We start from the raw sequence: 26,975 nt of genomic DNA on the forward strand, positions 1-26,975 counted from the left end.
AGGGGTCGGGCAGCTTGAAGCTCATGCCGACGAAGCGCAGGAGCAACTGGTAGGAGGAGTCGGACTCGTACTCCACACCGAACCTCGCCTTCACCACATCGCGTAGGGCGGGCACGTCCCAGAAGTCAGCTCTGATGCCGGATTCGGATGGTGGCAGACTTAGCACTTCCTTGAGCTGTTCTTTTTGGGTGCGGGTGAGTTTCGCGGCGTTCTGATTGCCGGCATGACCGGTCACCACCGAATGTAACCTGGTGCGCCGCCACTCCGAGAACCATTCCTTCACCGTTTTCTCGCATCTGTCGACCATTTCAGCGATGATGTCCGTATTAACGCCGCGGGACGCGTAGAGGATCGCTTCGGCTTTCAATCTGACCAGAATCAGCGTGTCGTTGCGCTTCTTCCACCTCAAAAGGACATCGCGTTCTTCCCGTGTCACATCAACCCGCATGCACCCATTCTATACCGCACCCACACTAATCTCCACCTAAGAACGCACTGGAATACGGTTTTGTTTCATTTCGGCCACGGCTGGGGAGGCCGGGTTTCTAACCCCTCCATTCCACACCGGTCCGGACGCGAGAACGTCTATTCCCGCGGGACAGGTTCCCGCCCAAATCGCCTTCGCCGACGGTATATTTCCTGCCCCGTCCCCTCCTTGAGGACCCGGCGCCAATGCTCTGCTGAACCAGCATAAACCGATTCAAAACGCCGTTTCGGCGCCCGGCGAAGACAAAACGAGCATAAGACGGACCCCGGCCCCGGGCCACGGGGACCACTTCTGAGACCCGGGCCAGGACCAGTCCTGAGACCATGGCGCCGCGGCCCGCCCCCGCCCCGGGGCCCGCGCCGCCCCCCCCGCCCCCCCCGCCGCGCCCCCCCCCGCCCACACCCCCCCCCCCCCCCGGGGTGGGGCCCCCCCCCCTGTGCGGGGCGGCCCCCCCCCACCAAGGGCGCAGATGGAGGCGGTGAGGACGAGGCGGTGCGGCTAGCGGGCCCGCCTAGAACTGGAAGTCCTCCGTATTGGGGCTGTTGAATCCGGTGCGGAAGTCGTCGGAGAAATCAGCCCTGAAGTCGCCGGCGAAGGAGTAGTCGTCCAAGGCCACGGCCTCACCCACGCCGAACATGTCCTCGGTGAAGCCGGTGCGGGAGAAGACCTCGGCCTTGACCTCCTCGGTGGGCTCAACCTCAATGTCGGAGTAGCGGGCCAGGCCCGTGCCGGCGGGGATGAGCTTACCCAGGATGACGTTCTCCTTCAGGCCCAGCAGCGGGTCCGACTTGCCGTTCATGGCGGCCTCGGTGAGCACGCGCGTGGTCTCCTGGAAGGAGGCGGCGCTCAGCCAGGAGTCCGTGGCCAGCGAGGCCTTGGTAATGCCCATGAGCTCGGTACGGCCCGACGCCGTCTTGCCGCCCTCGGCCATAACGCGGCGGTTCTCCTCGCGGTAGTGCATGACGTCCACCAGGTCCCCCTGAAGCAGGGTGGTGTCCCCCGGATCCAGCACGGTCACGCGGCGCAGCATCTGGCGCACGATCACCTCAATGTGCTTGGAGTGGATGTCCACGCCCTGGGAACGGTAGACCTCTTGCACCTCATCGACCAGGTGGCGCTGAGTGGCGCCCACCGAGCGCAGGCGCAGCACCTTCTTGGGGTCGATCGGCCCCTCGGTGAGCGCCTGGCCGGGCTCGACGTGCTCGCCGTCGACCACCAGCAGCCGCTGGCGGCGCGAGACCGGGACAATGAGGTCTTCCTCGCCGTCGTCGCGGGTAATGATCAGGCGCTTGCCGTCGGCGTCGTCCTCGATCTTGAAGGTGCCGGCCGCCTCGGCGACGGCCGCCTCACCCTTGGGGGTGCGGGCCTCGAAGAGCTCCTGGACGCGGGGAAGACCCTGAGTGATGTCGGCGGCGCCGGCGGCGCCACCGGTGTGGAAGGTGCGCATGGTCAACTGGGTGCCCGGCTCACCAATGGACTGGGCGGCGATAATGCCCACGGCCTCACCAATGTCCACGCGCTTGCCGGTGGCCAGAGAACGGCCGTAGCAGGCGGCGCAAGTGCCCACGGCGGAGTCGCAGGTCAGCACCGAGCGCACTGTGATCTGCTCAATGCCCGCGTCAATGGCCGCCTGGATCTCCTCGTCACCCAGGTCGGTGCCGGCGGCCACAACCACATTGCCCTCGGCGTCAATGGCGTCGCGGGCCAATGTGGTGCCGAAGACCGTGGTGCCGAGGATCTCACTGGGCTCCTTGACGCGCCCCGCCTCGGTGTCCTCCCAGGAGAAGATGGGCTTGGTCAGGCCCTTACGGGTGCCGCAGTCCTCCTCACGGACAATGACGTCCTGGGAGACGTCCACCAGGCGGCGGGTCAGGTACCCGGAGTCGGCGGTGCGCAGGGCCGTGTCCGCCAGGCCCTTGCGGGCGCCGTGGGTGGCGATGAAGTACTCCAGGACGCTCAGGCCCTCGCGGTAGTTGGACTTGATCGGGCGCTCAATGAGGCGCTGCTTGGGGTCGGCCACCAAGCCGCGCATGCCGGCGAGCTGGCGGATCTGGTCCCAGTTGCCCCGTGCCCCGGAGACCACCATCTGGTAGACGGTGTTGCGGGCCGGGAAGTTCTCGCGCATCGCCTGAGCGACCTCGGCGGTGGCCTTAGTCCAAATGTCGATCAGCGAGGTGTAGCGGTCCTCCTCGGTCAGGGCGCCCAGGTCGAACTGCTCCTCGATCTCGGCGGCCTCGGCCTCATAGCGGGCCAGGATCTCCGGCTTGGACGCCGGGGAGACGACGTCGTCGAAGGCGACGGTAATCCCCGACCAGGTCGACCAGTAGAACCCATTGGCCTTCAGAGCGTCCAGGGAGGCGGCCACTTCCACGCGCGGGAAGGACTCGGCGAGCATATTGACAATATTGCCCAGGGCCTTCTTGTCCACCACGTAGTTGATGTAGGGGAAGGCCTCGGGCAGCGCCGTATTGAACAGGGCCCGCCCCAGCGAGGTGCGCAGAGTAATCGGGTCCCCCTGGCCCCATCCCTCAGGGGCCGTCCAGTCCTCGGGGGGCACAATGCCCTCCTCGAAGCGGATGTCGCAGGTCGCATTGGGATGCAGCTGCCCGAAGTCGTAGGCCATGACGGCCTCGGCGAAGGAGGAGAAGGAGGGCACCACCGGATTGCCCTGGGCATCGACCTCAACTGCGACCGCCGGATCCGGCTCGCTGGTGAGGTAGTAGGTGCCAATGATCATGTCCTGACTGGGCATGGTCACCGGGCGCCCGTCGGAGGGCTTGAGGATGTTATTGCTTGAGAGCATGAGAATGCGGGCCTCGGCCTGCGCCTCAGCGCCCAGGGGCAGGTGGACGGCCATCTGGTCGCCGTCGAAGTCGGCGTTGAAGGCGCCGCACACCAGCGGGTGGAGCTGAATGGCCTTGCCCTCAATGAGCTGGGGCTCGAAGGCCTGAATACCCAGGCGATGCAGGGTGGGGGCGCGGTTGAGCAGCACCGGGTGCTCGCGAATAACCTCGGCCAGGACGTCCCAGACCTTGGGATTGGCCCGCTCCACCATGCGCTTGGCGGCCTTGACGTTCTGGGCCTCCTTGAGCTCCACGAGGCGCTTCATGACGAAGGGCTTGAACAGCTCCAGGGCCATCTGGCTGGGCAGGCCGCACTGGTGCAACTTGAGCTGGGGGCCCACCACAATGACTGAACGGCCCGAGTAGTCCACGCGCTTACCCAGCAGGTTCTGCCGGAAGCGCCCCTGCTTGCCCTTGAGCATGTCGGACAGGGACTTCAGCGGGCGGTTGCCCACACCGGTGACCGGACGACCGCGGCGGCCGTTGTCGAACAGGGCGTCGACGGCGTCTTGGAGCATGCGCTTCTCGTTGTTGACGATGATCGTCGGGGCGCCCAAGTCCATGAGCCGCTTGAGGCGGTTATTGCGGTTAATGACGCGGCGGTAAAGGTCGTTGAGGTCGGAGGTGGCGAAGCGGCCGCCATCGAGCTGGACCATGGGGCGCAGGTCCGGGGGGATCACCGGAATATTGTCCAGAACCATGGCCTCAGGGGCGGTGCCGGTCAGGCGGAAGGCGTTAATGACCTTCAAGCGCTTAATGGCGCGGGTCTTGCGCTGGCCGGCGCCGCTGGCGACGATCTCGGACAGGGAGTTGGCCTCGGCGTCCAGATCAAAGGAGCGCAGGCGGGCCTGAATGGCCTCAGCGCCCATGGCCCCGGAGAAGTAGATGCCGTAGTCGGTCACCATGTCGCGGTAAAGAACTTCATCGCCCTCCAGGTCACCGACCTTGAGGGACACGAAACGGTCCCACACCTTGTCCATGTGCTCCAAGGTGCGGGTGTTCTTGCGGCGCAGGGCGCCCATCTCCCGCTCGGCGGTCTTGCGAACCTTCTCCATCTGGGAGGCCTCGGCGCCCTCGGCCTGGAGCTGGGCAATGTCCTCCTCCATGCGGCGCTGACGGGCCTCAATGTCCGCCAGACCGGCCTCTTCAACGTGCTTCTTCTTCACCTCCAGCTCGGCGCGCAGGGAGGGCAGGTCGTCGTGGCGGGCCGCCTCATCGACCTGGGTGACCATGTAGGCGGCGAAGTAGATGACCTTCTCCAGGTCCTTGGGGGCCAGGTTCAGCAGATAGCCCAGGCGCGAGGGCACGCCCTTGAAATACCAGATGTGGGTGACCGGTGCGGCCAGCTTAATGTGGGCCATGCGCTCACGGCGGACCTTGGAGCGGGTGACCTCCACCCCGCAGCGCTCGCAGACAATGCCCTTGTAGCGCACGCGCTTGTACTTGCCGCAGGCGCACTCCCAGTCGCGGGTGGGGCCGAAGATCTTCTCGCAGAACAAGCCGTCCTTCTCCGGCTTGAGCGTGCGGTAGTTAATGGTCTCCGGCTTCTTGACCTCGCCGTGCGACCAGGACTTGATGTCCTCGGCGGTGGCCAGGCCGAGCTGGATGCGATCGAAGACATTGGCGTCGAGCACAGTTCCTACTTCCGATGTGTCAGCTCATGTGTCTTGTCTGGCGGGCCCGTCATCGCGGTTCCACGACGACGACGGTGCCTGGTGGGCCCGTCCGGGAGGGGCGGACGCAGTGCCCGCCCCTCGACCAGGGGCCCGTGGATCAGATCTCGTCGACCGTGGCGGCCATGGCACCCCCTGGGCGACGGCCCAGGTTGAAGCCGAGCTCCTCGGAGGCGCGGCGGGAGTCGTCGTCGGTGTCGTCCAGGGCAATAGTCCCGCCCTCGGCGTCAAGAGCCTCGACGTTCAGGCACAGCGACTGCATCTCCTTCATGAGCACCTTGAAGGACTCGGGAATGCCGGGCTCGGGAATGTCCTCGCCCTTGACAATGGCCTCATAGACCTTGACACGGCCGTTGACGTCATCGGACTTCACGGTAAGGAGCTCCTGGAGGGCGTGGGCGGCGCCATAGGCCTCCATGGCCCACACCTCCATCTCGCCGAAGCGCTGACCGCCGAACTGCGCCTTACCGCCCAGCGGCTGCTGGGTGATCATGGAGTAGGGGCCGGTGGAGCGGGCGTGGATCTTGTCATCCACCAGGTGGTGGAGTTTGAGGATGTACATGTAGCCCACGGAAATGGGGTACGGGAAGGGCTCGCCGGAGCGGCCGTCGAAAAGGCGCGCCTTGCCATTGGGCTGAACCAGCTCCAGGCCCTCGGGGTTGGGCAGCGTGGAATCCAGCAGGCCCATGAGCTCGTCGTCGCGCACGCCGTCGAACACCGGGGTGGCCACCGGGGTGCGGGGCTCGGCGCTCACACCGTTGTCGGGCAGGCGCAGCGCCCATTCCTCGCCGGCCTCGCGCGCCCCAGTGGCGTCCCAGCCGCGGGAGGCGACCCAGCCCAGGTGCAGCTCGAGCACCTGGCCGACGTTCATGCGGCTGGGCACGCCCAGCGGGTTGAGGATGACGTCCACGGGGGTTCCGTCGGCCAGGAAGGGCATGTCCTCCACGGGCAGGATCTTGGAGATGACGCCCTTATTGCCGTGGCGGCCGGAGAGCTTGTCCCCCACGGTGATCTTGCGGCGCTGGGCGATGTAAACGCGCACCATGCGGTTGACACCGGCGGGCAGCTCGGCGTCCTCGCTGGCGGCGTCGAACTCGCGCACGCCGGTGACAATGCCGTACTCGCCGTGGGGCACCCGCAGGGAGGTGTCGCGCACCTCGCGGGCCTTCTCCCCGAAGATGGCGCGCAGGAGGCGCTCCTCACTGGTCAACTCGGTCTCCCCCTTGGGAGTGACCTTGCCCACCAGAATGTCGCCGCTGCGGACTTCGGCGCCAATGCGGATAATGCCGCGCTCGTCGAGGTTGGCCAGGGTCTCCTCGGAGACGTTGGGGATGTCCCGGGTGATCTCCTCGGCGCCCAGCTTGGTGTCGCGGGCGTCGACCTCGTGCTCCTCAATATGGATGGAGGTCAGGACGTCCTCGGCCACCACGCGCTGGGAGACAATAATGGCGTCCTCGTAGTTCAGGCCCTCCCAGGTCATGAAGGCGACCAGCAGGTTCTGCCCCAGGGCCAGGTCGCCCTCGGCGGTGGCCGGGCCGTCGGCCAGGACGCTGCCGACCTCCACGCGCTCGCCCTCGGTGGCCACGACCCGCTGGTTGTAGCAGTTGCCCTGGTTGGAGCGGCGGAACTTGGCGACCTTGTAGACGGTTTCGGTGCCGTCGTCGGCCGCCACGCGCACGAAGTCCGCGCAGACCTCGGTGACCACGCCGGCCTTGGCCGCCACCAGCACGTCGCCGGCGTCCACGGCGGTGCGCCGCTCCATGCCCGTGCCCACCAGGGGGGCGTCGGGGCGAATGAGCGGCACCGCCTGGCGCTGCATATTGGCGCCCATGAGGGCGCGGTTGGCGTCGTCGTGCTCCAGGAAGGGGATGAGCGAGGTGCCCACCGAGACCATCTGGCGCGGGGAGACGTCCATGAGGTCCACCTGGCTGGAGGGCACCAGCGCCGGCTCGCCCCCGGTGACGCGGCACAGGACGTGGTCCTCGGCGAAGTGGCCGTCAGGGGTGAGGGTGACGTTGGCCTGGGCAATGACGTGGCGGTCCTCGTCATCGGCGGTCAGATAGTGGGTTTCGTCGGTGACCTGGCCGTCGATGACGACACGGTAGGGGGTCTCCACAAAACCGAAGGGGTTAATGCGCCCGAAAGTGGCCAAGGAGCCGATGAGACCGATGTTGGGGCCCTCGGGGGACTCAATGGGGCACATGCGCCCGTAGTGGGAGGTGTGGACGTCGCGCACCTCCATGGAGGCGCGCTCGCGCGACAGGCCGCCGGGGCCCAGGGCGCTCAGGCGGCGCTTGTGAGTCAGGCCGGCCAGCGGGTTGTTCTGGCCCATGAACTGGGACAGCTGGGAGGTTCCGAAGAACTCCTTGATCGCGGCGGTGACGGGCCGGATATTGATCAGGGTGTTGGGGGTGATGGCCTCCACGTCCTGGGTGGTCATGCGCTCGCGCACCTGACGCTCCATGCGGCTCATGCCCGTGCGCACCTGGGACTGGATGAGCTCGCCGACGGCGCGGATACGACGGTTGCCCAGGTGGTCAATGTCGTCGTACTCCACGGGGATGTCGGTGATCTCGCCATTGCGGATCCCCTCGACGGTCTCCTTGCCGGCGTGGAGGGCCAGCAGGTACTTAATAGCCGCGACAACGTCCTCAATGCGCAGCACCGACTCGGTCAGGTCGCCGGCCAGGCCCAGCTTCTTATTGATCTTGTAGCGGCCGACCTTGGCCAGGTCGTAGCGCTTGGCGTTGAAGTAGAAGTTCTCCAGCAGGGTGCGGCCGGCCTCGACGCTGGGCGGCTCGCCGGGGCGAATCTTCTTGTAGATGTCCAGGAGGGCCTCATCCTGGGTGGTGACCTTGCGGTCCTCGTCCAGGGCGGAGGTCAGGGCCGGGTAGTCGGCGAACTCCTTGCGGATCTCGGCCTCATCCATGCCCAGGGCCAGCAGGAAGACGGTGATGTCCTGCTTGCGCTTGCGGTCCACGCGCACCGCCACGCGGTCGGCCTTGTCCACCTCGAACTCCAGCCAAGCGCCGCGCGAGGGGATGAACTTGACGTTGTAGACGTACTTGTCCGTGGCCTTCTCGGTGGTGCGCTCGAAATACACGCCCGGGGAGCGCACGAGCTGAGAGACCACAACGCGCTCAGAACCGTTGACGATAAAGGTGCCCCGCTCGGTCATGAGGGGGAAGTCCCCCATGAAGACGGTCTGGGACTTGATCTCACCGGTCTGGAAGTTCTCGAAGTCCGCCACCACGTACAGTGGTGCGGAGTAGGTCAAGTCCTTCTCCTGACATTCCTCGGCCGTGTACTTCGGCTCCTCGAAGCGGTGATCGTGGAAGGACAGCGCCATGGTCTCGGCGAAGTCCTCGATTGGGGAGATCTCGTCGAAGATCTCCTCCAGGCCGGAGGTCTCAGGCAGGGAGCCGGGGCGGACCGCATTAGCGGCGTTAACGCGCTCACGCCACTTCTCGTTGCCGACCAGCCAGTCGAAGCTCTCGGTCTGGAGGGCGAGAAGGTTGGGAGCCTGCATGGGCTCGGCGATCTTCGCGAAATTGATCCGTCGCGACGCGGTGCGCGCGGCGATGTCAGCAGCAGTGGGTGCAGAGGTGCGCGAGGCAGCCAAAAGGGGATCCTTCCCTCAGATCGGGGATCACTCTGCGTCCTTCGCGCAACCGACCGACCGACAGACCACGTCACCCAGCCCAGTACACACATTGGACGCAAAGCGCTAGCGTACACGCCCGCCATGACTGGATCCACGATGAGGAGGCATTCGTCCTTGCGATTCCCGCCACAGCCGCGCATACTGCCCCGATTGGCCGCTTTCGCCCGCCCGCCGCGCCCCGCCATGCCGGCTGCTGTGCTGCGGCTACGGCCCGCCGCGCCCCGCCACCGCCCACTGCTGCGCCGCGCCGACACGACCCGGCCCCGCCCACCACAGGTGGACGGGGCCGGAATGCTCAGCAATGCTCAGCAATGCTCAGCACGTCATGCGGTCCCCTCGCGGGTCGCGCGGCGGGCGCGCCCCCGGTCTCCGGGGCCGGGCTCACTTGAGGGTGACGGTGGCGCCGACGCCCTCGAGCTGGGCCTTGGCCTTCTCGGCGGCCTCCTTGTTGACGCCCTCCAGGACGGCCTTGGGGGCGGAGTCGACGACGGCCTTGGCCTCCTTCAGGCCGAGGGAGGTCAGGGCGCGCACCTCCTTAATGACCTGGATCTTCTTGTCGCCGACGGACTCCAGGACGACGTCGAACTCGTCCTTCTCCTCCTCCTCGGCGGGGGCGCCGGCGCCGGGGGCGGCGGCAACGGCGACGGCGGCCGGAGCAGCGGCGGTGACGTCGAAGGTCTCCTCGAAGACCTTGACGAACTCGGACAGCTCGATGAGGGTGAGCTCCTTGAAGGCCTCAATGAGCTCGTCGGTGGTCAGCTTCGCCATAATGGGCGTTCCTTCCTGGTTTTACGTGGTTCCTGCGCGGCAGGGATGGTGGATGACGCGGGCGGCCTCAGGCCGCGGTCTCCTGCTTCTCGCGCAGGGCGTCGACGGTGCGCACGGCCTTGGAGGCCGGTGCGGCGAAGAGGTGCGCGGCCTTGGCCAGTGACGCCTTCATGGCGCCGGCGGCCTTGGCGAGGAGCACCTCACGGGACTCCAGAGAAGCGAGCTTGTCGACGGCCTCGGCGGACAGCAGCTCGCCGTCCATGACACCGCCCTTAATGACCAGCTGCTTATTGTCCTTGGCGAAGTCACGCAGCGCCTTGGCGGCCTCAACCGGCTCGCCGGTGACGAAGGTCAGGGCCGAGGGGCCCTTGAGGTCCTCCACGAGGGCGTCGAGCCCGACCTGGCGGGCAGCAATCGCGGCAAGCGTGTTCTTCACCACGGCGTACTCGGCATTGCCGACGAGGGAACGGCGCAGCTCCTTGAGCTGGGCGACGCTCATGCCCCGGTACTCAGTCAGCAGGACGGCGTCGGACTCGCGAAGTTTGTTCGCGAGGTCGGCAACCGCTGCCTCCTTGTCAGGCCGTGCCATGGGCCCTCCTTCCGTGGTCTGCCGCAGGGCCCATGGGAAAGAGCCCCGCGCCGGTGGCACGGGGCTCGCAAACCGGGGGCGACCCGGAACGGTCTCGTTTCACCTGCGCGGGCCCCGCTCATGCGGACTTGGTCCCGCTGACGCGGGAAACCTGCGGTCTTTGGCAGCAGCCAGGCTACGCAGGCGGCGCGCCTCTCACAAGGCACGCCGCTCAACCGCAATGGTGCAATCGGTCACGTCAGGGCAGCTCGCCGCCGCCGGCGGCCGCGCCCCAGCATCGAATGCCGGCCGGGCGGGCCGCTGCCGGGAGCCGCCGGCGGGTCGGCGCGTCCTGGCCCAGGCTCGCCCCCTCTGCCACAGTGTTGCCCATGGAGACCTTGCAACCCAGCCCGCTCCTCATCACAGGCTTCGTTGTCTGGGTGCTGGTCGCGTTGAGCGCCGTCTACTGGGCGCGGGAGTACGTGGCGTCGCTACCTGAGGAGGTCCCCCGGATTCGGCATTGGCCACTCACATTCAGAACGGCTCTGCTCTTCACCATTGTCTTCGGCCTGGCCACGGTGGTCGTCAGCGTATTTCATACCGGGTCGTCGCCCTCGGCCCTGGTCCTGGGACTGGTGGTCTTCCTGGTGCCCGCCTGCTTAACGGATTTGGTCTGCCATCGCCTGCCCAATGTTCTGCTCGCCGGGGCGGCGGCGTGGGGCACATTGTGCGCCGCATTCAGCCTCTTTCAGACCTGGGTCGTCAGAGGCCTGGTCAACTCCCTGGGCGGGGGCAGCGTCCCCCACTCGACCGGGGAGGAGCTCATGGAATGGTTGAAGGCCGTTGGGGGGCTGCTGTGGCCCGCGGCCGTCATTGGGACCATTATGCTGGCGCTGGTGCTGGTCCGGGCGGGTCTGGGCCTGGGGGACGCCAAATTGGCGGTGATCACCTCACTGTGGCTCACGACGATCTCCTGGCAGGCGCCCTTCGTGGGCCTGTTCCTGGGGCTGGTCCTGGCCGGTCTGCCCTCACTGGCCCTCATAATATTGGGACGGGCCAATTTGCGGACCTTAATCCCCCTGGGCCCGGCCTTAACGCTGGGGGCGTGGTTGACCTGGGCGGGGGGCCTCAGGGCCTGAAGGATGACGACGGCGCCCCTCACCTCCCCGGTGAGGGGCGCCGTCGTCGATGTGGGCGGACCGGTCGGGTGCTCCCGCAGGAGCAATGGGGGCGTGACACGGCCCGCCCACGACTGTGGGCCCGGATCGGGCGCAGCACCTGGCGCGGCTCAGAGCTTGGCGATATCCATGGGGACGCCGGGGCCCATGGTGGTGGCCATGGTGGCCCTGAGAATGTAGCGCCCCTTGGCGGTGGACGGCTTGAGCCGCTGAATCTCCTCCAGGGCGGTCTGGAAGTTCTCCTCCAGCTGCTCCTCGGTGAAGGAGGTCTTGCCAATAATGAAGTTCAGGTTGCCGGCGCGATCCACACGGAACTCAATGCGGCCGCCCTTAATGTCAGTGACGGCCTTGGCCACGTCCATGGTCACGGTGCCGGTCTTGGGGTTGGGCATGAGGCCACGGGGGCCGAGCACACGGCCCAGGCGGCCGACCTTGCCCATGAGGTCCGGGGTGGCCACGGCCGCGTCGAAGTCGGTGTAACCCTTGGAGACCTTCTCAATGAGCTCGTCGCTACCGACCTCGTCAGCGCCCGCGGCCAGGGCCTGCTGGGCCCTCTCACCCTGGGCGAAGACAATGACGCGGGCGATCTTGCCAGTACCGTGCGGCAGGGACACGGTGCCACGCACCATCTGATCGGCCTTGCGGGGATCCACGCCCAGACGCAGGGCGACCTCCACGGTGGAGTCGATCTTCATGACGTTCGTGGCCTTGGCCAGCTTCACGGCCTCGGCCGGGGCGTAGAGGATCCCGGACTGGATCTTCTCGGCGGCGGCGCGGTAGGCCTTACTGCGCTTGGTCATCTGCTTCTCCTTGGCAGTTGTGGTGAACGGGCCGCGCGAGGCCCTTCCACAGTTTTGATTTGTCTTACGTTCCCGACCGGCCCGTCCTCCTCGCAGCGGAGGCCCCGGTCATCGGGGTTCATCAGGGTGCGGGCTCGCGGCCCACGGCCGGGGTCAGGCCTCGACGGTAATGCCCATGGAGCGGGCGGTGCCGGCAATAATCTTGGAGGCGGCCTCGACGTCGTTGGCGTTGAGATCGGCCATCTTGGTCTCGGCGATCTCACGGACCTGGGCGGCGGACAGGGTGGCGACCTTGACTGAGTGCGGGGTCGCGGAGCCCTTGGCCACGCCGGCGGCCTTCTTAATCAGCTCGGCGGCCGGGGGCGTCTTGGTGACGAAGGTGAAGGAGCGGTCCTCGTAGACGGTGATCTCTACGGGGATGACATTGCCGCGCTGCGACTCGGTCGCCGCGTTGTACGCCTTGCAGAACTCCATGATGTTGACGCCGTGCTGACCGAGCGCGGGGCCGATCGGCGGGGCGGGGTTGGCGGCGCCGGCCTGGATCTGGAGCTTAATCAGCCCGGCGACCTTCTTCTTGGGGGCCATGTGTATGGGTCCTTCTTGTCCGGATGCGTCGCACGCCTGCCGTACGACACGTGAATGCAATGAGCACGCACAAACGCACATCGTAGCCCCTGGAGAAGACCTCAGAGCGCCCGGTGCGCGGGATCACAGGGGACGGCCCTGTGAGACGCGACGCCCGCCGTCGTACCCCGCGGGTACGGGGCCGATGGCGGGCGCGGCAATGGGTCAGATCTTGGCGACCTGGGAGAAAGAGAGCTCCGCGGGGGTATCGCGGCCGAATAGCGAAATGAGCACCTGGAGCTTCTGCGTCTCGGGATGGATTTCGGAAATGGTGGCGGGCAGGGACTCGAAGGGCCCCTCGGTGACAATAACGGACTCGCCGGCCTCGAAGGCGACCTCGAAGACTTGGCCGCCGGCGGTGACCTGCGTGCCCGAACCGGCCTCGAGGGTGGCCTGCTTGGCGGCCGCCTGCTTGGCGGCGATCTCCTCGGGGGTGGGGCCGAGCTGGGAGACGGCCTCCTCGAAGGGCAGGGAGACGGGGTTGTAGCGGTCGCCCACGAAGCCGGTGACGGCGGGAGTGTCTTTAATAGTGCGCCACACGCGGTCGGAGGTCTCCGGGTCGTCCAGGTCCATGCGCACGAACACGTAGCCGGGCAGACGGACGCGGGAGACCTCCTTCTTCTTGTTGCCGTTCTTAATCTCGATCACCGTCTCCATGGGGACGACGGCGTCGAAGACATAGTCCTGCACCTCGAAGTTCTCGGCGCGGGCCATAATGTCCGCGGCCACCCGGCGCTCGTAGCCGGAGTAGGTGTGCAGGACGTACCACTCGCCGGGCAGTGTGGACATGTGCTTGCGGAAGTCCTCAATGGGGTCGATGGCGGCCTCGACCTCGGCGGGCTCAGCGGGCACGCTGGCGACGGTCTCCTCGATGTTCTCCTCGGACACGATGCACCTGCTTTCGAGAGGCTTCAAGGATGGTAAGGACGGTTAGGAGGTTTTGGGGGCGGACCCCAGGACCCACATGATGAGGCGGTCGAAGACGAAGTCGAGCACGCCCGTGAAGGCCATGATCACAATAATGAAGACGACCACCACCACGAAGAAGGTCGACATCTCATTCCTGGTGGGCCAGACGACCTTGCGCAGTTCTTGAACAACCTCACGGAAGAACTGGGCAATACGACCGAAGAAGCCACGTCTCTTGGTCTGCTTGCCCTTGGCGGCGCTTGCGCTCATGCTCTGGATCCTCGGGGTTCGTCGGTTCGGTCAGCGCCCTTGAGTCGGGGCGGGAGGACGGAGCCGACGGGATCTTCCCGGCAGATCCGCCGTTCTCAGCAGGGCAGGCGGGACTCGAACCCACAACCGCCGGTTTTGGAGACCGGTGCGCTACCAATTGCGCCACTGCCCTTCAGCGGTGTCCCATCCTGCCACAGGACGGGCCAGTTGCGGAAATCTCGAACGGTGGGTTGTCCCACACCAACGGCCACCACAGCCCCGCCATTGGACCAAGTGAACCAAGCGAACCCTCCCAATCAGCCATACCCATAGCCCTCATCTATTGGCGCTGGGGCGCCCCGCCTCCCGCCCATGCCTCAACGGGCGTGCGATGAGGATGCGCGCTACCATGTGCTGGGTCTGGCATCAGATACGTACGGTGCGCTTTCCCCATCATAGAGCGGCTCGAGGAGGCGAGCCGGCCCTCCGCCCCAGGGGCGGGAGTGCTCCGCACGGCCTGGTGCCGCTTTTTTCTTAGGGAGAGGAGAGCGCATGTCCACCAACGCCGCTTATGCAGTCCTGGGCGCCTACGCGTCCCTGCCCGACACCCGCGAGGAGCAGGAGGACTACTACCGCCTTCTGGCCGAACTGCCGAACGTGCGCGGGCTCGAGCTGCCCTACCGCAGCGATCTGGGCGGCGAGTACGGGATCGACTGGCTGGTGGCGCGCCTGGCCCCGCACTGGGACCGCAATGTGGTCACCACCATCCCCGGCACCATGACGCGGGTCCGGGAAACCGGTGTTTTCGGCCTGGCCTCCACCAACGCCGACGGGCGCCGCGCGGCTCTCGACTTCACTCGAGGCGTGCGCGACGGCATTGAATCCCTGCGCGAGGCCGCCGGCGCGGACGTCGTGGCCGCCGTTGAGCTGCACTCCGCGCCCTCGGGGGCCCCGGGCGTTGACCATGACGCTGAGGCCTTCGGGGAGTCCCTGGCCGAGCTGGTCAACTGGGACTGGGGCGGTGCAACGATCCTGGTCGAGCACTGCGACGCCTACGTGGCCCCCGAACTGGGCGAGAAGCGCCTGCTCGACCTGGAGGAGGAACTCGATGTGGTGCGGGCGCTGAACCGTCCCCAGGTGCGCGTGAGCCTGAACTGGGGGCGCAGCGCCCTGGAGGCCCGCGACGCCGACGCGCCCTTGCAGCACATTCACCTGGCTCGCGGCGCCGAGGCGCTGGAGGGGGTCATCTTCTCCGGTGCGGGGCCCGCCGACACCCGCTACGCCAAGGCCTGGATGGATGGCCACCTGCCTCTGGACGTTGATGAGCCCGCTTCGGTGATGTCGGCCGAGCGCGTGCGCGCCTGCTCCGAAGCGGCCCTGGAGCCCAAGAGCACCAAGGTTGACGGCGCACCGGCGGCGTACCTGGGCGCCAAGTGCCAGGTGCCGGCCGAGGCCTCCCTCAGCGAGCGGGCGACTATACTGGCCCACATTCTGGAGGCGACTGGCGTCCTCGCCTGAGCCGAGCGGGGCACCCAGCGGGGCGCCCTCCGACGCGCATCCACCGTGAGGAGGCGTGAGGAGGCGTGAAGGGCCCCCGAGGCCGCCCCGAACCGGCCCGGTGGCGCTGGGCGTCACGGGCTCGGCGGTGACAGGGCCGGCGGCGAGGTGACGGGGCCGGCCCGGTGGCGAGATGTAACACGCATGACACGGCCGTCCGTGGGACCATGGGCGCCGTGAGTACTGCACCCAAGAGCCGAGTCTCAGCCCGTCTCGCCGCCATCGCCCCGTCCGCCACTCTTGCCGTCGACGCCAAGGCCAAGGCGCTCAAGGCCGCAGGGCGGCCCGTCATTGGCTTCGGTGCCGGCGAGCCCGACTTCCCCACCCCCGACTACATTGTCGAGGCCGCCGTCGCCGCCGCCAAGGATCCCGCCAACCACAAGTACTCCCCCGCCAAGGGACTGCCGGCCCTGCGCCAGGCTCTCGCCGCCAAGACACGGCGGGACTCCGGCTATGAGGTCAGCCCCGAGGACATTGTGGTGACCAACGGGGGCAAGCAGGCCGTCTTCCAGGCCTTCGCCGCCATTGTCGACCCCGGCGACGAAGTCCTCCTGCCGGCGCCCTACTGGACCACCTACCCCGAGGCCATTGCCCTGGCCGGCGGCGTCGCCGTCGAGGTCTTCGCCGGGGCCGGGGCCGACTACAAGGTCACCGTTGAGCAGCTTGAGGCCGCCCGCACCCCCCGCACCAAGGCCCTCCTGTTCTGCTCACCGTCCAACCCCACCGGCACGGTCTACACCGCCGAGGAGACCGCGGCCATCGGCCAGTGGGCCCTGGAGCACGGCGTGTGGGTCATCACCGATGAGATCTACGAGCACCTGACCTACGACGGCGCCGCGGCAAGCCACATTGTCGGCCTGGTCCCCGGGCTGGCGGACACCGCCATTGTTCTCAATGGTGTGGCCAAGACCTACGCCATGACCGGCTGGCGCGTGGGCTGGATGATCGCCCCCACCGACGTCGTGAAGGCGGCCACCAACTTCCAGTCGCACCTGACCTCGAACGTCTGCAACGTCGCCCAGCGCGCCGCCCTCGCCGCCGTCAGCGGGGACTTGAGCGCGGTGGAGCGCATGCGCGAGGCCTTCGACCGGCGCCGGCGCACCATGGTCTCCATGCTCCGCGAGATTGAAGGGCTGAACGTCCCCACACCGCTGGGCGCCTTCTACGCCTACCCCAGCATTGAAGGGCTCCTGGGGCGCAGTCTGCGCGGCACCGTGATCGACTCCTCGGCCACCCTGGCGGCCCTCATCCTGGAGCACGCCGAGGTGGCAGTCGTCCCCGGGGAGGCCTTCGGCCCCTCCGGCTTCGTGCGCCTGTCCTACGCGCTGGGCGACGAGGACCTGGCCGAGGGCGTGGGCCGCATTCAAGGGCTCCTGGCCGAGGTCCAGTAACAGCACACAACAACACTCGGTCATAGCCCCGCCGGCGCGTCGGGCCCGCGCCGGCGGGCGAGCCAGGGTGCCGTAGCCGAGGCTTGGATTAACGAGCTTGAGTCCGGGCCCGCGCCGGCGGGCGGGCCAGGGGCGAATCCCCGGGCAGAACTGATCCCGCCTGATCCTGGCGGCTGGTGGCCCACCGCTGCGCTGCGGGTCCAGCCGCCAGGATTCGTGGCCCGTGACTCGGGGCCGAAGCGCCGTCAGCTGCCGGCCGGCAGCTCCTCCTGGGGCACTGACGAGAACTCCTCGCCGGAGCGGCGCAGGTGCGGGTCCTGCTCCAGGTAGGCCTTGGTCTCCCGGGAGATGAGCCCCGAAAGCACCAGCAGGCCAATGAGATTGGGGATGGCCATGAGGCCGTTCGCAATGTCTGCGAAGGTCCACACGTCCTTGAGCTTGGTGACTGTGCCCACGAAAACCACGACCGTGAACAGGATGCGGTAGGGCAGCACGCCATGAACGCCGATAAGGCGCTCTACGCAGCGCTCACCGTAGTAGGACCATCCCAGAATGGTGGAGCCGGCCAGGAATACGATGGCCACAGACACGATGTAGTGCCCCCACTGCCCGGGCAGGCCGTGGCTGAAGGCGTTACCGGTCATGACGTCCGGGTTCTCCTCCTGCCAGGTGCCCGTGGACAGAATGACCAGGCCGGTGCAGGTGACCACGATTATGGTGTCAATAAAGGTCTGGGTCATGGAGACCAGGCCCTGGCGCGCCGGGTGGTGGGTCTTGGCGGCTGCCGCGGCAATGGCGGCCGAGCCCATGCCGGACTCGTTGGAGAAGATGCCGCGGGCCACTCCGTACTGGATCGCCATTATAAAAGTAGAGCCCAGAAATCCGCCGACGGCGCTGGAGCCGGTGAAGGCGTTGGAGACGACCAGCCACAGCGCCGCAGGGATATCCGCAATGTTGGCCGCCAGGATGTAAATGCAGCCGCCGACGTAGAAGACGATCATCATGGGCACGAAGGCGGCGGTCACCTTGCCAATGGATTCAATGCCGCCCAGGAGGACGGCGCCGACGGCGACGGCCAGGACAATACCGACCACCACGGGGTCCCAGCCGAAGGAGTGCTCCAACTGGGCGGCCACCGCATTGGACTGAGTCATGGAGCCAATGCCGAAGGAGGCCAGGACGGCGGCAATGGCGAAGAAGACGGACAAGAAGGCGCCCCAGCGGCCCTTAATGGCGTGCTTGAGATAGTACTGGGGGCCGCCGGACTGCTGGCCCTTGGCGTCGGTGGTGCGGAAGCGCACGGCCAGGAAGGCCTCGGAGTACTTCGACGCCATGCCGAACAGGGCGGTCACCCACATCCAGAACAGGGCGCCCGGGCCGCCGAGGTGGATGGCCGTGGCCACACCGACAATGTTGCCGACGCCGACAGTTGCGGCCAAGGCGGTGGTCAGGGCCTGGTAGTGCGAGATATCCCCCTCGGCACTGGCGGACTCGCCGCCCCCGTCGCGCTGGAAGAAGACGAAGCGCAGAGCCGGTCCGAGCTTGAGGAACTGCACGCCGCGCAAGCGCACAGTGAGGATAATGCCGGTGCCCAGCAGCAGGGGGATGAGGAGCCAGGGGCCCCAGATGAATTCGTCGATCTTGGCGAGAATATCGCCGAAGGACGTCGATATGAGGGAGGTGGGATACATAAGTGGCCTTCCCGCCCGGGTCGGGTCCCAGGCTCGTGGGGCAGGCTAGGCGCAGGCCATGTGACAGCGTTGTGACATCCGTTCACCGAGTCGGCACGGCCCCGCCAGACAGCCGCAGGACATCCGGGTGAAGGTCGGCGGGGGGCGCCACCGGCCCCCGTGGGCACGGCCCTAGTGGGAACCCGTGGGCACGGCCCTAGTGGGCGCCGCGACGCGCCTGGAGCTCGCGGCCCTGGGCCAGCCAGGTCTCGGCCCGGGCCAGGCGCCCCTCGGCGTCGGCCCGCCACGGCCCGCCGTCCTCCCGGCGCGCCCCGGCCACTAAGGAGAGCACCACTCCGGCGCAGCGGGCCCGCAACGCCACTGAGTCGACCTGCCGGTCGGCCAGGGCCGTCCAGGTGTCCAGAACCGGACGCAAGTGCGGGTAGGAGGCGGGCGCCAGGTGGTCCAGAACGCTGACGTGCCCCAGCAGGCAGGCCAGGTCGTCCACGCGCCGCCCCGGCCCCAGCGAGTCCACGTCCAACAGGCAGGCCACCGCCTCCCCGTCCATGAGCACATTGGCCTCGTAGAAGTCCCCGTGGACCGGCACCACGGGGCCGGCATTGGAGGCGGCCATGAGCTGCTCGACACCCGTGGCCACCGCCCGGGCGCGGCTGGCGTGCTCCGGCAGGACTGTGGCAGCGGCATGCGCGTAGTGGCGGGCCCGCTCCGACCAGGCCGGGTGGGCGGGAAGATCCACGGCGGAGGCGGGCAGGGAGTCCAACAGCCCGGCGAGCCCGGAGAACACCCGCTTCGCCTGGGCGTCGTCCATGCCCCGCGACAATAGTCCCGACAGCGCCACCCCCCGCCCGGTCGACAGGAGCACCAGGCCGTCACCGTCCTCTCGAAGCACCTCGGGCGCCGGCACCCCGGCCGCCGCGAGCATGCGGTGCCGATGGGCGAAGGCGGCCGACTGGGAAGGGCGCAGCACCTTGGCATAGGCGGTCGAGGAGTCCGGCAGGGTCACGCGCACCACTGCGCGCCGTGTGGGCCGGTAGGCGACCATGGTCGCCTTGACCGGCATGCCCAGGCGCTTGGAGAGCAACGACGGCGTGCAGGCCACCGGCAGCGCCGGCAGCTCCGGGTCGGCGGGGTGGCGCCACACGTACACCGGCGGCCCGTCCCCGCCGGTGGGGGCCACCCGCGTAAGCCCGGGGGCCTGTGGGTTGGACAGGCGCGCCGTCGTGGCGCACAGGTACTCCGTGGAGCGTCGTCCGCTCATGGACACCACCACGGCCGTATAGCCCACGGATACCCCCGCCCCGGGCCGGTGGTGGACCGAGTGAACCTCCCAGCTCTCCAGGCGCTGCCCCGCGGGCGCAAGCGCGGCAGCCAGGACGGAGGCAGCACGGGGTCCGGTCAGAAGGGCGACCTCGCCGGGCTCCCGTGACGCGGGCGCGTGATTCATGGCCACAGTCTGCCTGGTCAGGGCGCTGCTCGCACCGAGTCCCGCCACCCATTGATCCCCCCGACCCCTTATTACCCCTTAATTACCCCTTATTCACCCGTTCTGCCCGTGCCCGGCCCGCGCTTCAGCCGGGCCGGTTCGGGCCGCGGCCACGGCCCGGCGAACACGTGCTATGGCGCGAGGTTCGAGTATTCCCCGGCACCCGGGTAGCAACCGGCCGATGGGCGCCGCATGGTCCGATCCCCTGCAGGTGGGCCGTTGGCCCACCGCGAACACCAGGGCCGTGAGCACAACGCCGGCGGCGCCAGCAGCTGACGGCGGCCGGCGCGCCGAGACGCCGAGAAGACGTCGGGTTACCGGCGCGCGCCGTGCACGCCGTTACGAGAGGATGAGCCCGTGAGACGCTCACACCCGAGAATCGGTCCCGCGCCGACCCCGGCCTGGAAGGTCGCCGCCTGGATCCTGGCCGGTGCGAACCTGGCCCTCCTGCACCACCACATCTTCGCCTTCGTGGGGTTCTTCATCGTCTTCCCCATGCTCTGGTCGGTGCACGCCACCCGGCTGGGCGGCATTGGGGCCACTGTTCTCTTCGGTGCCGGGATCGCACTCGCCTTCCCGGCCACGTCGGGCATGGAGGGCGTGTCCACGGGCCTGGTCAGCACGCTCTTCTCCCTGAGCATGGGGCTGCGGATGTGGCAGCTCCATGAGGTGCGGGCCCATGCCGTGGAGGCCCTGGCCGCTAAGGAGGAGGCCCTGGCGGCGCTGGCCCGGGCGCAGGCCGAGCTGGCCACCGCCGAGCGCAGCGCCGGCGCCGACGCCGAGCGGCGCCGCTGGGCCCGGGAAGTCCATGACACCCTGGCGCAGGGCTTCGTCTCGGTCATTACCCTGGCCCAGGCCGCCGCCGGCTCCCAGGAGCGGGGCGATGAGGAGGATCTGGGGCGGCGGCTGAGCCAGATCGAAACCGTCGCCCGGGACAACCTCGCCGAGGCGCGGGCCCTGGTCGCCGGCGAGGGGCCCACGGCCCTCCAGGGCACCGATCTGGCGCAGGCCCTGACCCGGCTCGCTGACGCCGAGGCCGCGCACGGGGGTGTTGTCCCCGTGCTGTCACTGGAGCTGCCCGGGCCCCTGCCCGCCATTATTGAGATCACCGCCCTGCGCACCGTCCAGGAGGCCCTGTCCAACGTGCGCCGTCATGCCCGAGCCGATTCGGTGCGGGTTGAGGCGCGCAGCGAGGACACCGGGGGGACGAGCGAGCTGGTCGTGACCATTACCGACAACGGCACTGGCACCGGCGGCGCCCAGGAGGGCACCGGCCTGACCGGCATGCGCTCCCGGCTCGAGGCCGCCGGGGGAAGTCTGACCGTCGACCCGGCCCATGCCCCGGACGCGCGCGGTCACACCGGGACCGTTCTAGAAGCGAGGATGCCGCTATGAGCACAATGTCACCCGACCCGGTCCGCCTGCTCGTCGTCGACGACCACCCAGTGGTGCGCTCGGGGATCGTCGGCATGCTGGACCGTGAGGCGGGCCTGGAGGTCGTCGGCCAGGCCGCCAACGGCCGCGAGGCGGTCGAGTTGGCCGCGGCCCTGTCGCCGCAGGTCGTCCTCATGGATCTGCGCATGCCGGTCATGGACGGAGTGGCGGCCACCGAGGCGCTCCTGGCCGCGCCGCAACCCCCGCACATTGTGGTCCTGACCACCTACGACACCGATGGCGACATTCTGCGCGCCGTCGAGGCGGGAGCCATTGGGTACCTGCTCAAGGACGCGCCCCGGGAGGAGATCGTGGCCGCCATCCGCACCGCCGCCGTCGGCCAGAGCACGCTGAGCCCCACCGTGACCACCCGTCTGGTGGGCGCAGCGCGGGGCCGCTCCGGTGGCCGCCCCGCGCCGGGGGCCGGCACGGGGCGGCGTGCCGGAAAATCCAGCGGCGCCCCCGCACGGCTGTCGCCCAGGGAGCAGGAGGTCTTGGCGGCGGTGGCGCGCGGCCTGTCCAACTCCGAGATAGGCGGGGCCCTTTACATTACTGAGGCCACCGTCAAGACCCATCTCATGCGCATCTACGGCAAGCTCGACGTGGACTCGCGCACCGCCGCCGTCACCGCGGCCCTGCGCCACGGCCTGCTCGATCTTGAGGCGGGTTCGGCGCCCACGGGGGGCTGAGGCCCCCAACGGAGCGGCCGGTCCCGCAGCGGGCGACGGATTCGGCGCCCACGGGGGGCTGACGCCGGTACCGGACGGGGCCGGACGGGGCGGGCGTGGAAGAATCCGGCCATGCGCGACCTCGCCGCCCTGCCCAAGGCGCACCTTCATCTGCACTTCACGGGGTCTATGCGCTTGGACACGCTCACCGAGCTCTCCGTTTCCGCGCGCACCCGCCTGCCCGCCTCCTTCCTGGACGGAGACCCCCTTCACGTTCCCGCCGGCCACCGGGGCTGGTTCCGCTTCCAGCGCGCCTACGACACCGCCCGCCACCTGGTGACCAGCGAGGAGACCATGCGGCGCATTGTGCTGGAGGCCGCTATGGATGACGCCGCCGAGGGCTCGCGCCGCCTGGAGATCCAGGTGGACCCCACCTCCTATGCGCCCTTCGTCGGCGGAATCACTCCGGCTCTGGAGATCATTCTGGATGCCGCCGACCAGGCCACCATCCTCACCGGGGTGGAGGTGGCCGTCATTGTTGCCGCCTCCCGCATGCGCCACCCGCTGGACGCCCGCACCCTGGCGCGCCTGGCGGTGCGCTACGCCGGGGACCAGCCGGGCACGGTGGTGGGATTCGGGCTGAGCAATGATGAGCGCGCCGGGCGCACCAGCTCCTGGGGGCGGGCCTTCGCCATCGCCCGGCGCGGCGGGCTGGCCTCCCTGCCCCACGGCGGGGAGCTGCTGGGGCCCGAGCATGTGCGCGACGTGGTCGGGGCCCTGGGGCCCACGCGCCTGGGCCACGGGGTGCGCACCAGTGAGGACCCTGCTCTGCTCGACGCGGTTGTGGGGGCCGGGATCAGCCTCGAGGTGTGCCCGGCCTCCAATGTGTGCCTGGGGGTCTACCGCGAGGCCGCCGAGGTGCCCCTGCGGCGCCTCACGGACCACGGCGCGCAGGTGGCGCTGGGCGCTGATGACCCTCTGCTCTTCCAGTCCCGACTGGTCGACCAGTACCGGATCGCCCGGGACCTGGGCTTCGACGATGGCGCCCTGGCCGAGCTGGCGCGCAGTTCGATCCGGGCCAGCCTGGCCTCACCGACCTCCAAGCGGCGGTGGCTGGCGGAGGTCGACTCCTGGCTGGCGGCGCCCGACCCCGGGTGAGCGCGGTGAGTGCTCAGAAAGTGCTCAGAAGCCGACGGCGACCGGCTCGGGCACCAGGGTGACCCCGAAGCGCTCGCGCACCCCGGCCACCACCGCTTCGCGCAGGGCCACCAGGTCCGCGGCGCTGGCCCCGCCCCGATTGGTCAGGGCCAGGACGTGCCGGGTGGATAGAGAGGCCGGGGCGCCCTCGGCCACGGCGAACCCCTTGGTGAATCCCGCGTGGTCAATGAGCCAGGCGGCGCTGGTCTTGACCCGGCCCTCCACGGTCGGGGCCGCCCGGGTGCCGGCGACCGCGCGCGTGTGGTCGGTGACCGGGAAGCGGGGGGCGCCCTCGGGCAGGGACGCGGCCTGCTGCGTGGACAGGATCGGGTTGGTGAAGAAGGAGCCGGCGGACCAGGTGTCGTGGTCGGCATGGTCCAGGACCATGCCCTTGGAGCGTCGCAGCTCCAGGACCGCCTGGCGCACATCGGTGGCCGGGACCCGCTCACCGAGCTCGACGCCCAGGGTGCGGGCGAGTTGGCTGTAGGCGATGGGGGCCGACAGGGAGGCCTGGCGGACGGTGAAGGACACCGACAGCACCACCCAACGGCCGGTGGGGCCCCAGGTGCGGCCGCGGCCGTGGACGGGGTCGGTCAGGGAGCGCTTGAGGTTGGAGTCGCGGTAGGCCAGACCCAGCTCGGTCAGCGCCAGGTGGACGGTGCGCCCCTGGGCGCGGTCCCAGGCGCGCACCGAGGCCAGCAGCTCGGCGACCTCGGTGCCGTAGGCGCCAATGTTCTGCACCGGCGCGGCGCCAACCGTCCCGGGGATGCCCGATAGGGGAGCGAAACCGCCCCAGTGGGAGGCGATGGCCTGACGCACCAGGTCGTCCCAGGTGGTGCCGGCGGTGGCCGTAATGTCCACGCCCCCGCAGGCGTCGTCACGGGTCAGGGTCACCTGCTGGCGACGGTCGCGAATGACCAGGCCGTCGAAGCCGGCGTCGGAGGCCAGAATGTTCGAGCCGCCGCCCACAATGAGGACGGGGGTTCCTTCGGCGTCGGCCCGGCGAACGGACTCGATGATCTCGGCCTCGGAATCGGCTTCGAGGTAGGTGGCCAGTGGCCCTCCCACGCGCAAAGTCGTGAGTTCGGCCAGCGTGGAGGGAGCGGGCCCTCCCAGGGGCCGGGCCAGGGCCTGGACGGCGGGCGGCCAGTCGGTCGCGGGGGCGTCCACGGACAGGGCGGTGGCGCACTGGGCGGTCTGGTCGGTCGGCTCGGGGGCCGGCAGTCCAAAGCGGTTGGTCTCGCTCATGGGTGCTCCTGGGTGGCGGGCGGGGGCAGTGGCGGGCTGCTCCTGCCGCACTCCAGTGCAGGACCGGCACTGGGGCGGGCAGGGGCCGGGCGGGCATCAAGGCCCCGCACGCACGGTGTGCGAGCGGGGCCCGTGAGTCACGCTGAAAGACGCGTCACTTCTTATTGCGGCGCTGGTGACGCGTCTTGCGCAGAAGCTTGCGGTGCTTCTTCTTGGCCATGCGCTTGCGGCGCTTCTTAATGACAGATCCCATAGGACCTCCTCGCAGTCTTGCTTGCCGGCGCTCACGCGCGCCTGTCGGTCAACCGGCGACGAGTCGGCGCCGTGACCGAGTGAATCGAGTTAATTCGCAGTGGCCGGGCTGGCGACAGACCACGCTGGCCACACATGTGACCGGGCGATTCTAGCGGGTCTCAGGTCCCTGATGCTCCCCGCTCCTCGTGTCCCCAGTCACCAAGGCTGGCGGCGAGGTACTGGTCCACCGCCCGCGCGGGGACCCTGAAGGAGCGCCCGACCTGCATTGCCGGGAGGTCACCGGAGTGAACCATGCGATACACGGTCATTTTGGATACGCGCAACATAGCGGCCACCTCGGCCACTGTCAGGAAGGAGGGGGCGCTCGACGCGCCGGTCGGAGTAGGGGTGCCCGGTGCCATGGGTGATGAGGTCCCGTCGTCGTCATGGGTACGGCTCGCCTGCTGCCAGGCACGACCGGTCCGCTCAGGGAGCGGACAGGCCCAATATATCCCCTGCCACACCAAACGCACAGGCCCTTCGTGACCCACCTGTCACAGAGGTTGCTTCGCGCGCATTTCTCGGCGATTCGCGCCGCAGTTCCTCGGCGATTCGCGCCGCCGGCGTCCTGGGCACGCACAACGACCGCCGCCGGGCGCCGCGAAGCCCACCATCGAGCAAGATCGAGCAAGAATGTCTCTGTGCCTTCCTCCCAGCGCCCCGCACCTGCCCGCCCCAGCGGCCGGGCGCGGCGCCGGTACGCGCTTCCACCCCTGGAAGCGGTGCGCACCGTATTGACGGTATTGCGGGCGCGCCGCTCCGAGCGAGCCGCCCGATCGCACAATCGACAGCAGTCCCCTCCCCCAATCGCTGAGCCTACCGGGCTGCGCGGGGCGCTCGCGCACTGGGGGGTGCGCACCAAGCTGGAACGAGCCGCCCGCTTCAGCCCCGCGCGCCTGGCCGTGGTGATCTTCGCCGGCATTATTGCGGTGGTCACCTTCCTGCTGAGCCTGCCCATGTCCACCGCCGACGGCGAGCCGACCCCCCTGGTGGACGCCCTGTTCACCGCTACCGCAGCGGTATGCGTCACCGGGCTGACCACGGTGGACACCGCCACCTACTGGTCGACCTTCGGCCAGTTCGTCATTATCCTGGGGGCGGCCGTAGGGGGGCTGGGCATTATGACGCTGGCCTCCCTGCTGTCCTTCGCGGTGTCCCGCCACGTCGGCCTCACGCAGCGGATGCTGGCGGCCAGCGAGAACCAGTCACGGCTGGGCGACGTCGTCTCCCTCCTACGCGCCGTTATCTTCACCGCCGTGGGCGTCGAGGCGGTCCTCACCATGGTGCTCCTGCCGCGTTTCCTCACCCTCGGGCTCGATTTCTGGCACGCCCTGTGGTATGGGGTGTTCATGGCGCTGTCGATCTTCAACAACGCCGGGTTCGTCATCCTCCCCGAGGGGCTGGCGCCCTACGCCAGCGACTGGTGGATGGGCCTGCCCATTGTGCTGGGAACCTTCGTGGGCGCCGTCGGCTTCCCCGTCATCCTGGACGTCGTGCGCAACCGCTCCAGGCCACGGCTGTGGACCCTGCACACCAAGCTCACCCTGACCACCTACACCTTCCTGACCGTGCTCTCCTCCCTGACGATCGCCGCCTTCGAGTGGACCAACCCCAACACCTACGGGGCACTGCCCGTGTCGGGGAAGATCCTCACCGCGCTGATTAACGGAGTCAACGCCCGCTCCTCGGGCCTATCCACAATCGCGCCAGAACACATGCACGAGGCCACCTGGTTCCTCCAGGACGCCCTCATGTTCGTCGGCGGCGGGTCGGCCTCGACCGCGGGCGGCATTAAAGTCTCGACCTTCGCCGTGCTGGTTCTGGCAATCCTCGCCGAGGCGCGCGGCGACCAGGACATTGAGGCCTTCGGTCGGCGCATTACCCTGTCCACTGTGCGGCTGAGCGTGGCGGTGGCCTTCATCGGGGCCACTATTACCGGGGTGGCCACGCTGCTATTACTGGAGATGACCAATCTGTCCTTGGACCGGATTCTCTTCGAAGTGATCTCGGCTTTCGCCACGGTGGGCCTGTCCACGGGCATTACCCCGATTCTGCCCACAAGCGCCAAATACGTCATTATCGCCCTCATGTTCGTGGGGCGGGTGGGCACCATGACCGCCGCCTCGGCCCTGGCCATGCGCGAGCGGCGTCGAGTCATCCGCATGCCCGAGGAGCGCCCGCTGATCGGTTAAGGCCATGCGCTCCCCCATGGGGCCGGGGCGCTTCTACCTTGCCGGTCTACCTTGCCG

21 protein-coding genes and 1 tRNA gene are annotated in these 26,975 nt (G+C 68.5%); 7 read left to right on the forward strand and 15 right to left on the reverse strand.

The window, feature by feature from the left end; translation table 11 throughout:
• The 5 genes from EUC46_RS03785 to rplJ all read right to left on the reverse strand — a co-directional run.
• The coding region (locus EUC46_RS03785; RefSeq protein WP_206645884.1) for a winged helix-turn-helix domain-containing protein at positions 1-448 on the reverse strand (448 nt) is incomplete at its 3' end.
• Between the two features lie 550 nt (positions 449-998).
• Positions 999-4,964, reverse strand: coding sequence for a DNA-directed RNA polymerase subunit beta' (locus EUC46_RS03795; protein WP_128772870.1), 3,966 nt, complete (start codon positions 4,962-4,964; stop codon positions 999-1,001).
• A 139-nt stretch (positions 4,965-5,103) separates the two neighbouring features.
• The gene (rpoB, locus tag EUC46_RS03800) at positions 5,104-8,625 is read right to left on the reverse strand and encodes a DNA-directed RNA polymerase subunit beta (protein ID WP_128772871.1); all 3,522 of its coding nucleotides are present in this window, start codon (positions 8,623-8,625) and stop codon (positions 5,104-5,106) included.
• A 423-nt stretch (positions 8,626-9,048) separates the two neighbouring features.
• Positions 9,049-9,435, reverse strand: a complete 387-nt coding sequence (gene rplL / locus EUC46_RS03805; RefSeq protein WP_128772872.1) for a 50S ribosomal protein L7/L12 — start codon at positions 9,433-9,435, stop codon at positions 9,049-9,051.
• Between the two features lie 67 nt (positions 9,436-9,502).
• Positions 9,503-10,024 (reverse strand): 50S ribosomal protein L10, encoded by a 522-nt coding sequence (gene rplJ / locus EUC46_RS03810; RefSeq protein ID WP_128772873.1) that lies wholly within the window; start codon positions 10,022-10,024, stop codon positions 9,503-9,505.
• A gap of 368 nt (positions 10,025-10,392) precedes the next feature.
• Here rplJ and EUC46_RS03815 point away from each other — a divergent pair, with 368 nt between their 5' ends.
• On the forward strand, positions 10,393-11,142 hold the full coding sequence (locus EUC46_RS03815; RefSeq protein ID WP_128772874.1) for an A24 family peptidase: 750 nt from the start codon (positions 10,393-10,395) through the stop codon (positions 11,140-11,142).
• Positions 11,143-11,291: 149 nt separating this feature from the next.
• Here EUC46_RS03815 and rplA read toward each other — a convergent pair whose 3' ends face one another.
• The 5 genes from rplA to EUC46_RS03840 form a co-directional block, all read right to left on the reverse strand.
• A complete protein-coding gene (gene rplA, locus EUC46_RS03820; protein WP_128772875.1) occupies positions 11,292-11,981 on the reverse strand; it encodes a 50S ribosomal protein L1 in 690 nt (229 codons plus the stop codon).
• A 153-nt stretch (positions 11,982-12,134) separates the two neighbouring features.
• Positions 12,135-12,566 carry a 50S ribosomal protein L11 gene (rplK, locus tag EUC46_RS03825; protein WP_128772876.1) on the reverse strand — a complete coding sequence of 144 codons (432 nt, stop codon included), beginning with the start codon at positions 12,564-12,566 and terminating at the stop codon, positions 12,135-12,137.
• A 204-nt stretch (positions 12,567-12,770) separates the two neighbouring features.
• Positions 12,771-13,457: a transcription termination/antitermination protein NusG gene (gene nusG, locus EUC46_RS03830; protein WP_421701243.1), complete on the reverse strand. Its 687-nt coding sequence runs from the start codon at positions 13,455-13,457 to the stop codon at positions 12,771-12,773.
• 78 nt (positions 13,458-13,535) lie between these two features.
• Positions 13,536-13,784, reverse strand: a complete 249-nt coding sequence (secE, locus tag EUC46_RS03835) for a preprotein translocase subunit SecE (RefSeq protein ID WP_128772878.1) — start codon at positions 13,782-13,784, stop codon at positions 13,536-13,538.
• A 99-nt stretch (positions 13,785-13,883) separates the two neighbouring features.
• A tRNA-Trp gene (locus EUC46_RS03840) sits at positions 13,884-13,956 on the reverse strand.
• A 359-nt stretch (positions 13,957-14,315) separates the two neighbouring features.
• Here EUC46_RS03840 and EUC46_RS03845 point away from each other — a divergent pair.
• On the forward strand, positions 14,316-15,281 hold the full coding sequence (locus tag EUC46_RS03845; protein WP_128772879.1) for a DUF4862 family protein: 966 nt from the start codon (positions 14,316-14,318) through the stop codon (positions 15,279-15,281).
• Positions 15,282-15,487: 206 nt separating this feature from the next.
• Positions 15,488-16,711, forward strand: coding sequence for a pyridoxal phosphate-dependent aminotransferase (locus tag EUC46_RS03850; RefSeq protein WP_128772880.1), 1,224 nt, complete (start codon positions 15,488-15,490; stop codon positions 16,709-16,711).
• A 245-nt stretch (positions 16,712-16,956) separates the two neighbouring features.
• On the opposite strand, the gene EUC46_RS03855 is transcribed toward EUC46_RS03850, so the two are convergent.
• A complete protein-coding gene (locus tag EUC46_RS03855) occupies positions 16,957-18,402 on the reverse strand; it encodes an alanine/glycine:cation symporter family protein (RefSeq protein ID WP_128772881.1) in 1,446 nt (481 codons plus the stop codon).
• Positions 18,403-18,598: 196 nt separating this feature from the next.
• A complete protein-coding gene (locus EUC46_RS03860) occupies positions 18,599-19,846 on the reverse strand; it encodes a phosphotransferase (protein ID WP_128772882.1) in 1,248 nt (415 codons plus the stop codon).
• A 396-nt stretch (positions 19,847-20,242) separates the two neighbouring features.
• Here EUC46_RS03860 and EUC46_RS13240 point away from each other — a divergent pair, with 396 nt between their 5' ends.
• The 3 genes from EUC46_RS13240 (at position 20,243) to EUC46_RS03875 (ending at position 23,145) form a co-directional block, all read left to right on the forward strand.
• Positions 20,243-21,280: a sensor histidine kinase gene (locus EUC46_RS13240; RefSeq protein ID WP_128772883.1), complete on the forward strand. Its 1,038-nt coding sequence runs from the start codon at positions 20,243-20,245 to the stop codon at positions 21,278-21,280.
• Positions 21,277-22,008, forward strand: coding sequence for a response regulator (locus EUC46_RS03870; RefSeq protein ID WP_128772884.1), 732 nt, complete (start codon positions 21,277-21,279; stop codon positions 22,006-22,008). The genes EUC46_RS13240 and EUC46_RS03870 overlap by 4 nt, the downstream gene beginning before the upstream one ends.
• Positions 22,009-22,119: 111 nt before the next feature.
• A complete protein-coding gene (locus EUC46_RS03875) occupies positions 22,120-23,145 on the forward strand; it encodes an adenosine deaminase (protein ID WP_128772885.1) in 1,026 nt (341 codons plus the stop codon).
• A 24-nt stretch (positions 23,146-23,169) separates the two neighbouring features.
• Here EUC46_RS03875 and EUC46_RS03880 read toward each other — a convergent pair whose 3' ends face one another.
• The 3 genes from EUC46_RS03880 to EUC46_RS03890 form a co-directional block, all read right to left on the reverse strand.
• A complete protein-coding gene (locus EUC46_RS03880; protein ID WP_128772886.1) occupies positions 23,170-24,432 on the reverse strand; it encodes a UDP-N-acetylmuramate dehydrogenase in 1,263 nt (420 codons plus the stop codon).
• A 154-nt stretch (positions 24,433-24,586) separates the two neighbouring features.
• Positions 24,587-24,685, reverse strand: coding sequence for a 30S ribosomal protein bS22 (locus EUC46_RS03885; RefSeq protein WP_003792170.1), 99 nt, complete (start codon positions 24,683-24,685; stop codon positions 24,587-24,589).
• Between the two features lie 160 nt (positions 24,686-24,845).
• Positions 24,846-25,088 carry a helix-turn-helix domain-containing protein gene (locus EUC46_RS03890; protein WP_128772887.1) on the reverse strand — a complete coding sequence of 81 codons (243 nt, stop codon included), beginning with the start codon at positions 25,086-25,088 and terminating at the stop codon, positions 24,846-24,848.
• A gap of 444 nt (positions 25,089-25,532) precedes the next feature.
• Here EUC46_RS03890 and EUC46_RS03895 point away from each other — a divergent pair, with 444 nt between their 5' ends.
• Positions 25,533-26,918 (forward strand): TrkH family potassium uptake protein, encoded by a 1,386-nt coding sequence (locus EUC46_RS03895; protein WP_128772943.1) that lies wholly within the window; start codon positions 25,533-25,535, stop codon positions 26,916-26,918.
• The last annotated feature ends 57 nt before the right edge of the window (positions 26,919-26,975 follow it).

Origin of the sequence: Actinomyces oricola, from assembly GCF_004104015.1 — a bacterium.
Lineage (GTDB): Bacteria > Actinomycetota > Actinomycetes > Actinomycetales > Actinomycetaceae > Actinomyces > Actinomyces oricola.